The sequence below is a fragment of the Mycolicibacter senuensis genome, assembly GCF_003284925.1.
Classification (GTDB): domain Bacteria; phylum Actinomycetota; class Actinomycetes; order Mycobacteriales; family Mycobacteriaceae; genus Mycobacterium; species Mycobacterium algericum_A.
In genome coordinates, this window is sequence record NZ_QMEX01000236.1 from 1 (window position 1) to 3,282 (window position 3,282).

At 69.9% G+C, this 3,282-nt stretch carries 4 protein-coding genes; 2 read left to right on the forward strand and 2 right to left on the reverse strand.

Translation table 11 applies throughout. The features are described from left to right. Position 1 precedes the first annotated feature (1 nt). Together DQP56_RS23375 and DQP56_RS23380 are read left to right on the forward strand one after the other, a co-directional pair. Entirely contained in the window at positions 2-898 is an 897-nt protein-coding gene (locus tag DQP56_RS23375) for an LCP family protein (protein ID WP_112689433.1), read from the forward strand. Between the two features lie 128 nt (positions 899-1,026). After that, the gene (locus tag DQP56_RS23380; protein ID WP_112689435.1) at positions 1,027-1,566 is read left to right on the forward strand and encodes a ferritin; all 540 of its coding nucleotides are present in this window, start codon (positions 1,027-1,029) and stop codon (positions 1,564-1,566) included. Positions 1,567-1,586: 20 nt separating this feature from the next. Here DQP56_RS23380 and DQP56_RS23385 read toward each other — a convergent pair whose 3' ends face one another. Then, complete coding sequence (locus DQP56_RS23385) at positions 1,587-2,402, reverse strand: glycerophosphodiester phosphodiesterase (protein ID WP_112689437.1); 816 nt, start codon at positions 2,400-2,402, stop codon at positions 1,587-1,589. Positions 2,403-2,406: 4 nt separating this feature from the next. Further along, a partial coding sequence (locus DQP56_RS23390; RefSeq protein WP_133259020.1) for a DUF4328 domain-containing protein occupies positions 2,407-3,282 on the reverse strand: 876 nt, incomplete at its 5' end.

Here is a 3,282-nt window from a genome sequence, read left to right on the forward strand (position 1 = left end):
CATCGCCGGCCTGGTCGGCGGCGCCGCCTGGCTCGACACCGCGCTGCAACGTGCCGCGGTGTTCACCGGCTACCCCGACCGTCCGGAGCAAGGCCGCGGTACCACCTGGCTGCTCGTCGGTTCCGACAGTCGTGCCGAACTCAGCGCCGCACAGCAGCAGCAGTTGACCACCGGCGGCGACGTCGGCAACGGCCGCACCGACACGATGCTGCTCATCCACCTACCGGCGACGGGTTCCACGCCCACCACGGTGGTGTCCATCCCGCGCGACTCGTATGTGCCCATTCCCGGCTATGGCTACGACAAGATCAACGCCGCGTTCGCGCTGGGGGGAGCACCGCTGCTGGCCCGCACCGTCGAGCAGACCACCGGCCTGCGGCTGGACCACTACATCGAGATCGGGTTCGGCGGCTTCGCCACGCTCGTCGACGCCCTGGGCGGGGTCGTGCTGTGCCCGGACGAGCCGATCGACGACCCGCTGGCCGGGCTGAACCTGCCGGCCGGCTGCCAAAAGCTGGCCGGCGAGGCCGCACTGGGCTACGTGCGCAGCCGCGCCACACCGCGCGCCGACCTGGACCGGATGGACCACCAGCGACTGTTTCTGTCCGCGCTGCTGGCCCGCGTCACCGACCCGACCGTCTGGCTCAACCCACTGCGCTGGTACACCGTGCCGAACGCCGCCGTGCACGCGATGACCGTCGACGCCGGCGCCGGCGTCCTGGACCTGGCCGCACTCGGCTGGGCGCTGCGCGGTCCCACCACGATGCTGACCGTTCCCGTCGGCGAGTTCACTTATACCGAGGCCGGCGAGGTGGTGGTGTGGGACCACCAGCAGGCCGCACGGCTATTCGATGAGTTGAGCCGTGACGCACCGCCGACAATGGGAGCCGATAATTGAAGTACATTCGAAATTATCGGCAGCCGCTAACGTAATATCAGGCAATCCTATCTTTACTTAGGCAAAGCTGCCCTGAGTAAGGTGTACCTTGGATGCAAACCGGGTCTGACCTCGGTATTATCGGATTCATGTCCGAGATTGATAACCACACGTCGAAATTCCACGCGCTGCTCCAGGAGCAGATCTACCACGAATTCACCGCCGCGCAGCAATACGTCGCCGTCGCCGTATATTTTGACGGTGGGGATTTCCCGCAATTGGCGAAGTTCTTTTATGCCCAGGCCGTCGAGGAACGCCGTCACGCGATGATGATGGTGCAGTACCTGCTCGACCGCGCCGTCAACGTCGAGATCCCGGGCACGGACGCGGTGCGCAACCGCTTCGACGCCCCCCGCGACGCGCTCGCCCTCGTGCTCGACCAAGAGCGCACCGTCACCGAACAGATCAGCAGGCTGACCAGTGCCGCCCGTGACGAAGGTGACCACCTCGGCGAGCAGTTCATGCAGTGGTTCCTGCGTGAGCAGGTCGAGGAGGTCGCCGTGATGACCCGGTTGCTGCGGGTCGCCGACCGCGCCGGGCACAACCTGTTCGACCTGGAGAACTTCATCGCCCGCGAGATCGGCACCGTGGCGCCGGAGGCCGGCGCGCCGCGGGCCGCCGGCGGGTAACCGTCTCCGCCCCCCGCTGATCAGCCCGCCCGCAACCGCGCCTTGGTTCGGGCGGGCTGATTCGTGGCGATCCATGCGACGCCGACATCCCGGCAGAAGTCGACGTCCTCGTCGCGATCGACGGTCCAGCAGTACAACGAGCGACCACGCGCCGCCGCATGGTCCACCAACTCCGGGTTCTCGCGCAGCGTCGCGATGGACGGGCCGATGGCGGTGGCCCCGACCGTGGTCGCGGCGCCGCCGCGCAGGTACCGGGCCGCCGAACCCAGCAGCACCGTCGGCAGCATCGGCGCCGCCCGCCGAACCCGCCACACCGCCGCCGCCGAGAACGACATGACCACCGCGCGGGAACGGGTCGCCGAGGCCGGCGAGGCGATCCCGAATCGGTCCAGCAGGACCAGGAGCTCGCGTTCGACCAACGCGCCGTAACGCACCGGATGCTTGGTCTCGATGAAGATCTTCACCGGCCGGTGCCAGTCCAGGACCATCGCCACCAGCGCCTCGAGCGTGAGCAGACCGGCACCCCGGGGGGTCGCGGCCTCGAGAGACCCGTCCGGGCGGCCGTCGTGCCAGGCCCCGTAGTCGAAGTTCTGCAGTTGCGCCAGCGTCATCTCACTGACCAAACCGGCGCCGGTGGACGTCCGATTCACCCGCCGGTCGTGCACGCAGACCAGATGACCGTCGCGAGTCAGCCGCACATCGCATTCGACGCCGTCGGCTCCCTCCTGCAGCGCCAGATCGTACGCGGCCAGCGTGTGTTCCGGACGATCGAACGAAGCGCCCCGGTGCGCGACCACGAAGGGATGCTCCGCCACCACATCGTCGGCCGCTGCCATGGGCTTATGCTGCCGGTTCCCGCCCGCCGGACCCGACAGCGACGGCCGGTGTCGCAGCGGTTTCCGGCTCCGCTGGCGGGCCGCCCTGCGCCGCGCGTCCCGACGGCGCCGGATCCTGACCATCGGGCACTACCACCCAGTGGTGGTCGGGCCGGCCCATCGACCGCTGCTCGAATCCCTCGACCACCCGGGCCGCCGCCACCACCGCGGCCAGGCCGAGCAGATAGGCGACCACCGTGGCCACCATGTTGTCGGCGATACCCTGCGCGTCGTCGGCCCAGCTGGTGGCCGTGGCGAACAGCGCCGCGGCGGTGGCCACCGCCCACACCACCCACCAGAGAACGACCGGTTTGCGCAGCCGGGCCAGCCGGTCCTCCCGCCCGGCCAGCTCCAGCACGTAGACCGGGGCCCAGGCCAGGTTGACCAGCGGCACCAGGCAGCCGGCCCACAGCGCCCAGGCCGGGCGCGACTCGGGCAGCTGCAGCCGGGCGAACGCCGCCTCCCGGCGCGCCAGCAGCCAGCGGGTCAGCACCAGAGCGCAGTGGACGACCGCCGCGATCGCGGCGAGACCGGCCAGCCTGCCCAACCACACCGCGCCCTCGGCGATCACTGGGTGCAGCAACCTGGTGCGGTTGACGATCATCAGCACGTAGATCAGCGCATGCACCAGCGCGGCGATGCCCAGCGCGGCGATCGCGCCGCCCAGCGCCTTCTCCAACGATCGCGTCGGCGGTGCCACCCGCCCCTGCGGTTTGTGCTGTGCCACAGTCGGAGTCGGCGCACCCATCAGAGTCCAGCGCGGCATCACCGGGTAACGCGGGGTGGGGCCCAGCGGTCGCCGTCGACGACGCTGTGGGGGCGGCGGGCCCGGCCGTACCGC